Genomic DNA, 6,609 nt, shown 5'->3' with positions numbered 1-6,609 from the left:
GATAATCATATATTATCCTCGGTTCAGAAGAACAGAAATAAGGAGTCTATTGCTTCTTAAGATCCATAAAATTTCTCGGATGCTTTGTCGTTAAAATATCGTTCTGCTTTGTCATAGATACATTTGTGTATATTTCTGTAGTTTTAATTGAACTATGTCCGAGCATTTTTTGTATGTACCGAATATCAACATCGGCTTCCAAGAGAAGTGTGGCAAATGAATGACGGAACATATGAGGGGTTATATGTAAGTCAATCAATGCTTTGTTCAGATATTTTACAATCATGTCACGGGCCGATTGCTCAGAAAATCTCTGGTGGAGCCTGTTTACAAAAAACCACCCGGAGGATTCTATGTCCGATTTGAAAGTATTATAGTATTCCAGTAAAGCTTTGCGAACATCTGTATTTCCGACTTGGATCATCCGCTCCTTTGCCCCCTTACCCCAAATCAATATTTTGTAAGATGATAAATCTACTTGCTGAGTGGTTAAGGTACATAGCTCTGAAATCCTGACACCAGTAGCAAATAAAAGTTCCACTACGGCAATGTCACGAAGGATAGTGTTACTTTGGTATGTGGTTGATGCAGCTAGTTTTTCCGTATACATGGTGGAGATGAATTTCGCAATGATCTCTTCTGGTATAATCCGTGGCAGTGTTATAGGTTCGCGAAACTTTACATTGATTTTGCTAAATGGATTAAAGGCAATTGTCTCTTCATAAATCAGGTATTGAAAAAATGCTTTTATAACTGCAATCTTTCGTTTGGCTGTCTTTGGTTGAAATTTTTGGTGAAGAGATGATATGTATTCATTCAGTGTCGTTTTGTCAATACAAGATGGATATTCTAAAGTGAAACTGCTAAACTGAGTCAGGTCAATACGGTATGCTTTAATTGTTTTGGAATCTAATTGTTTGATTTCCTTACAGTATTTCAAATAGTTTGCAATTAGTATTTCTAAATTTCTCATAAATAGGCACTCCTTAGTGTTTTTATGTTCATTATGAGTGCCTATTTATAAAATGTCTAACGCTATTCAGGGAAAAATCGGTTTAAAATATTAAGAGTTTCCTTAGTTGTAAATCCCCAAAGAACTGTGCTTAAAGCTTCAATCGCAGCTCTACGCTTCCGGTAGTAGGTGCGATAAGAGATATTGCTTATGTGTGCTTCCAACTTTTCGATGATTTTGTCTGTGTTTTTTAATTCTTGAGGGCACAAATACGAGTAATAAAGAATCCAGTAAAATTGTTCACCATATTTGTGATTGGTACGTAGTAAATCTACTGCAGAATCCAGAAGTTTTAACATTTTATTGCTTCGCTCAATACTTTTTGCACGTTCTTCTATACCCGTTCCATTTAACTCAGCGCCAGCGACATAGATGGAGTCCAGAAATTCATCTATGCTATTTCCAAATTCAATCTGGAACTGCATTTCCAACTGATGTACCACAACCTTCAGGCTGTAAGTAGCATCCCGATAATGCCGCAGAAATTGATAAGTGTCGTGAAAACGAGGATCCTCTTCTGGGGTAGGAAAGTTTCTTTCTTTTTTCATTGCCATCTTATATTCTCCCTTCCTGTTTGATACATTCCTGTTGGGGTTGCAATGCGAATTGGACATCCGGTGATTTTGAGGTTAATGTCAATTCAAACTGGTATTTCATATTCCCGAAAGGGCAGATAATACTTAGAGCATATTGAATTACTGTACTCTTGCAGTCTGATAAAGGAGATAATATATACTCCGTCTTCTCACAGTGGCAGCATGGAATCCCTTGAGAATCCAGTAGTTCGACTACTTTTTGGATGATATATTTCATATGCGGTTTCGGAACGCATAAATTATTTTCTGAAACTGTTAACTGGTCATCTGTCACACATTTTGAAACGCATTTGGATGGTTCCTCGCTGTCCGGGATATGGATTGGTAATTGCATAGTCATAGCAACCTCCTCTTTGTCAATCATGACATCACTTACATTAAACATGACAGATAAATAGTTGTTGAGATAAATGACACTGCCATGCCTCCCCTTAAAATTAATCAGAGTAATGTACTCCTTTTCTTCTAATTTTTTCAGCATACGAGATACAGATGCTTTTGATATACCCCACCTCTCACCAAGGCTCTGATAATTGACTAAAGGATTATGGGTATTGTTACGATAATATACAACGGGACCTGGTTGAGAGCCTTGTACCGAAGGGTCGTTATAAATAGCGTGGATCCATAAATCTAAAATTATATCCATTTCAGAGCATTTCCCTATACTGATTAACTCATGGACCTTGGCTATTGTAAAAAAGAAGAAGCCGGCATTTTTTTTACAAGGATAATTATATTCCAGTACAGTATTGTCTTTCTGCCAGTCACTGATTTTAAACTTAATTATTTTGTTTTTTCCCAATATAGAATAGGTGATGTAATGCTGCTCCTCAAAATACTGAAGTATAGATAATACCTGGTGCTGAAAGCGGCAGCGAAACCAAACCTGTAATTCTGAGATATGACACACCCACTCACCGGGACTGACGGTATATACGATGCCGTCTATCCGATTGTAGGATGTTCTGTAGTTTGCGTAAGAGCACAGAACGATATAGTAAAAAAGATAAGAGCATCCGTTTGTCCGGATGCTCTTGTCGGCAATCAAGGTACGTATAAATTCCCGGTACATTCTGCAACGTGGAAAATCTACAATTTGTTTTAGCTCTAATTCATAATCCATAAATCTTTCTCCTTTGATAAAGAAAAGCAGACGAAATTAATCGCCTGCTTAATCAGTAGTGGTGTTATATTAACGGCTACCTTGTTGTTTCCTGTATAGAAACATCCTGTGAAATGTCCCTTATCGTCCCTAAAACGTATTTTTTGCCTTGCAAAACGAGAAAATCTGCTTTATACTGATTTTAGTGTATTTTTAATCAGTGCTGCAGAGAAAAGTCCTTATTTTATGGGCTTTTCAGTGGGTTCTAAGTACCATTTTGATACCGATAGTTCCGGGAAGTTCCATTGGTATTCATGGACTTAAAATCCTGCGGGCTTAATCGCCCGTACCGGTTCGATTCCGGTCGCCGGCATTATGGAAAGTAAAAAGGATAAACCCTTACAGTGGGTTTATCCTTTTTTTGTAACCCTGCAAGGTGCTGCCGATATGGCGAATCTGTGAGCATTTCTTTTGCGGCTCTTTCTGCCTCATGGGCATTCATTTACAGGGCTTAAGAAAAGAAAAACTTACTATGTAAAGGTACGTGCCTATAAGTTAGACTCCGCAGGGAAAAAAAGTGTATGGCAGATACAGCAGTGTTAAAAAGTTATCAATGAAAAAACAATAATATACCAATACGGATTTCATGGTGTAAGTTCAATGAGTGTGATAGAATAGCAATTAATAGAATTGCAGCCGATAAGTTTTGTATAAGGAGATAGTGGCATCTGATGCAATTGAAATTGTATTTGTAGAAGGTAGATGCGACCTAGCGGATCCATCATAAGGATGGCGGATATGTATGGATTCATTTCTCAGCTCTGAGGATTCGGGTGGAGAATGGATTTCCGATCTATTTTCCAAATACAAGCTGATCGATTAAGGGAGAATTTAACATGGACAGTATTAAAGATAAAATGGTCTTCAAACCGGAATTTCCTTATCGGATATTCATTTCTAATTCCAGGCAGATGTATTTTCATTCTCACGATTTTCTGGAGATAAATTACGTGATATCGGGAACGGGTTTTTACCTGATTGAAGAAAAAGAATATGAAATTTGTGAAGGGGATATTTTTATCATCAATAACCTGGAGCGCCATATGGCAGTACATGATGGAAGTCTGCAGTTGAAGGTTCTTGTATTTGATCCGGCATTTTTCTGGGACAAGAATCAGGGGTATCAGTTTCTGGAGCCTTTCTTTAACCGGAGCCCCAATTTTACCAACCGGATCAGGCCCGTTCAGGAAGGATATTCCTGTCTGAAAGATGATCTGGAACAAATTTGTGATGAATACTCCGGAAAACATACCGGGTGGGAGCTTTTTGTAAAATCCTGGACCCAGCTGTTTCTTGCCAGGCTCTACCGGTTCTATATTGACAGCTGCATGGAAGAGGATTTTGGGAAGCGGCACAAACCGTTTATCCGGCTGCAGCCCGTTTTGGATTATATCCATGAACACTATATGGAGCAGCTGGAATTGGATGAATTGGCAAAAGTGGCAATGATGAACAAGAGCTACCTCTGTTCCTGCTTTAAAAATATTCTGCATATGAGGATATTTGAATATATTGACCAGCTCAGGATTAATCAGGCATGTATGCTTTTGACCACCACAGAGCTGAATATAACTGAAATTGCTATGAAGACCGGATTCAACAGTGTTTCTTATTTTAACCGGATATTTAAAAAGATCCAGGGGATCGCTCCGGGCAGTTACCGGAAAATCCAAATATAGTGCAAAAAATACTGGATATTGGGCAAGCAACCTGGCTTATTCGATGTTATGATTTGATTATAAATAGCGGAGATAAGGAAACCCCGGAGTTTGGCAGAACGGACGGAACCCGGGGTTTGAAGGAGGAGCAGTTATGCAGTATAAAAAAGATTGGGAAGCGACAAAACAAAGATTTGATGATTACTGGAAATGCCAGAATACAGGCAGACCCATTATGCGTGTAACAGGAATAAAACCAGAATATGATCCATATGGACTTCCGGCAGGTTTAAAATCAAAAGATATGGAAGATAAATATATGAATGCCCAGGGAATTGTGAACCGTTTCCGTCATTACTGCGAGACGCATGAATTTCTGGGAGAGAGTTTCCCGAACCTGAATGCAGATTTTGGTCCTGGTTCTATCGCCGGTTATCTGGGAAGTGAAATTGTATTTCAGGATAAAACGGTATGGTTTGAGCCATGTGTAGAGGACTGGGAAGGTTGCAAACCGCTGGTATTTGACCCGGAAAATATATGGTTTAAGAAACATATCGCACTTTTTGATGAATGTAAGAAATTAATTGGAAATGATTTTCCAATCGCAATACCCGATCTGATGGAAAATGTGGATGTTTTGGCTTCTCTTCGCGGTGCGCAGGAACTGATCTATGATATGATCGATGAGGAAGAAGAGGTAGTAAGACGTGTGCAGCAGGTAACCGATGTCTACCAGAAGTACTACGATGCTTTTTATAAATATGCCCAGTATGAAGGGGGAAGTGCTTACACGGTATTCCAGATATTCGGTAGCGGTAAAACCCAGAAGCTGCAGTGTGATTACTCTGCGTTGCTCTCACCGGAATATTTCCGTACATTCGTATTGGATTCACTGAAACAGGCAGTTAAGGGAGTGGATAACGTCTTGTATCATCTGGATGGACCGGATGCAATTAAGCATATGGATGCATTGATGGAAGTAGACGGCATCAATGCACTGCAATGGACCAGCGGAGACCACGGACCGGACGGAACACTGGAAGAGTGGGATGTGATTTATGATAAAGCCAGAGCAGCCAATAAAGCATTATGGGTAAAAGTATATTCCGGTGAATTTGATGACTGGATCCGCAATACGGAAAGAATTGTTAAAAAATATGGTTCGAAAGGTCTGTATCTCTTCTTCAATGACATGCCTCTGGATCAGGCAAATCAGCTGATTGCTTATGCGGAGAAAAACTGGAGCGATGTAAAAGGGACCTTCTGATTAGGAGTACATAAAAAGACTGCACCAGAGCGTGTCAGAAAGCAATTTTCAAACACGCTCCAGAGACTTTTGTAAAAACAAATGCCTCTGTGCAGTCTTTTTCGTAATCATTTTGAACGAGTCTCCCAGAATCTGTGACGCACATCTGTCAGAAATCAGTTTTAAAACAGGCTCTGGCGCGGAGCTCCCTCCGGTAGGCATTTGGCGGTGCACCGTATCGTCTCTTAAACAGGCGGTTAAAGTAAGTCTGGCTGGAGAATCCTGCCTGATCCACGATATCTTTCAGTTTCATATCCGTATTTTCCAAAAGTCCTGCCGCATATTTCAGACGTTCATCATTCAGATAGTCGTTAAAATAAAAGCCCGTCTGCTGATGAAAGATATTTCCCAGATAGGAAGGGTGCATATTCAGCTTAGCAGCCAGTGTTTTTAGTGAAATATCCTTGTCGGAAAATTCGTGTACCGCGTTAATAACCACATCTACGCAGGGATATGTTGCAGTCGATCATATCCGCATTATTTTCTATTTCGGGCTTTAAGCATTTTAATAATTCAATAACGGAAGTGTGAGGGTGTAAATCGGTACTTGTCTGTGAAGTACACCAGCTTAAAACAGAAAGTATACAAGGAATATGTTTGGAAGGAGGAAGTGCTTTATCCAGCTGGGCGGTTACCTGTGTCAGATAATCCTGTTCTGCTATATCGGTGTAGTCCTGCTCGATGACGTTTAGAGAAGGAATAGGCAGGTCCATATCCTGATAGATAAAGCTGCTCATTTTTGTGTATTGGAGAAACAGATATTTTTTGGCATTTCGGTAACTGACACTCACATCCTCGTAATTGTTAACGGTATTTCCGGCAGAAACAAAAAACGGAAAGTTCAGGATTACCCTGGCGTTCTCCAGATCTGA

The 6,609-nt window shown here is 39.6% G+C and carries 7 protein-coding genes; 2 read left to right on the top strand and 5 right to left on the bottom strand.

The genetic code is table 11. The features are described 5' to 3' along the window. Nucleotides 1-46: 46 nt before the first annotated feature. From ACH2DQ_RS15870 to ACH2DQ_RS15860, 3 genes are all read right to left on the bottom strand, one after another. Nucleotides 47-973 carry a tyrosine-type recombinase/integrase gene (locus tag ACH2DQ_RS15870; protein ID WP_115624443.1) on the bottom strand — a complete coding sequence of 309 codons (927 nt, stop codon included), beginning with the start codon at nt 971-973 and terminating at the stop codon, nt 47-49. A gap of 62 nt (nt 974-1,035) precedes the next feature. Beyond that, on the bottom strand, nt 1,036-1,566 hold the full coding sequence (locus ACH2DQ_RS15865; RefSeq protein WP_115624444.1) for a hypothetical protein: 531 nt from the start codon (nt 1,564-1,566) through the stop codon (nt 1,036-1,038). Between the two features lies 1 nt (nt 1,567). Continuing rightward, nucleotides 1,568-2,734: a MarR family transcriptional regulator gene (locus ACH2DQ_RS15860; protein WP_165907351.1), complete on the bottom strand. Its 1,167-nt coding sequence runs from the start codon at nt 2,732-2,734 to the stop codon at nt 1,568-1,570. 875 nt (nt 2,735-3,609) lie between these two features. Here ACH2DQ_RS15860 and ACH2DQ_RS15855 point away from each other — a divergent pair. Both ACH2DQ_RS15855 and ACH2DQ_RS15850 read left to right on the top strand, forming a co-directional pair. Then, nucleotides 3,610-4,452 (top strand): AraC family transcriptional regulator, encoded by an 843-nt coding sequence (locus ACH2DQ_RS15855; RefSeq protein ID WP_394915084.1) that lies wholly within the window; start codon nt 3,610-3,612, stop codon nt 4,450-4,452. A 133-nt stretch (nt 4,453-4,585) separates the two neighbouring features. Continuing rightward, nucleotides 4,586-5,698, top strand: coding sequence for a trimethylamine corrinoid protein 2 (locus ACH2DQ_RS15850; protein WP_394915085.1), 1,113 nt, complete (start codon nt 4,586-4,588; stop codon nt 5,696-5,698). A 148-nt stretch (nt 5,699-5,846) separates the two neighbouring features. Here the strand turns inward: ACH2DQ_RS15850 and ACH2DQ_RS15845 are convergent, their stop codons facing one another. Continuing rightward, nucleotides 5,847-6,176, bottom strand: a complete 330-nt coding sequence (locus ACH2DQ_RS15845; protein WP_395027385.1) for a helix-turn-helix domain-containing protein — start codon at nt 6,174-6,176, stop codon at nt 5,847-5,849. Then, nucleotides 6,166-6,609, bottom strand: a 444-nt coding sequence (locus ACH2DQ_RS15840; RefSeq protein ID WP_395027383.1) for a hypothetical protein, incomplete at its 5' end; no start/stop codon positions are given. The genes ACH2DQ_RS15840 and ACH2DQ_RS15845, both read right to left, overlap by 11 nt.

It is taken from the genome of Robinsoniella sp. (assembly GCF_034124845.1).
Note: the sequence above shows the minus strand (reverse complement) of the source record. Positions and strands in the feature narration are given on the sequence as shown.

Bases quoted from the DNA above. Each gene is read 5' to 3' on its own strand.
- ACH2DQ_RS15870 (WP_115624443.1), bottom strand. From the start codon at position 973: ATGAGAAATTTAGAAATACTAATTGCAAACTATTTGAAATACTGTAAG.
- ACH2DQ_RS15865 (WP_115624444.1), bottom strand. From the start codon at position 1,566: ATGGCAATGAAAAAAGAAAGAAACTTTCCTACCCCAGAAGAGGATCCT.
- ACH2DQ_RS15860 (WP_165907351.1), bottom strand. From the start codon at position 2,734: ATGGATTATGAATTAGAGCTAAAACAAATTGTAGATTTTCCACGTTGC.
- ACH2DQ_RS15855 (WP_394915084.1), top strand. From the start codon at position 3,610: ATGGACAGTATTAAAGATAAAATGGTCTTCAAACCGGAATTTCCTTAT.
- ACH2DQ_RS15850 (WP_394915085.1), top strand. From the start codon at position 4,586: ATGCAGTATAAAAAAGATTGGGAAGCGACAAAACAAAGATTTGATGAT.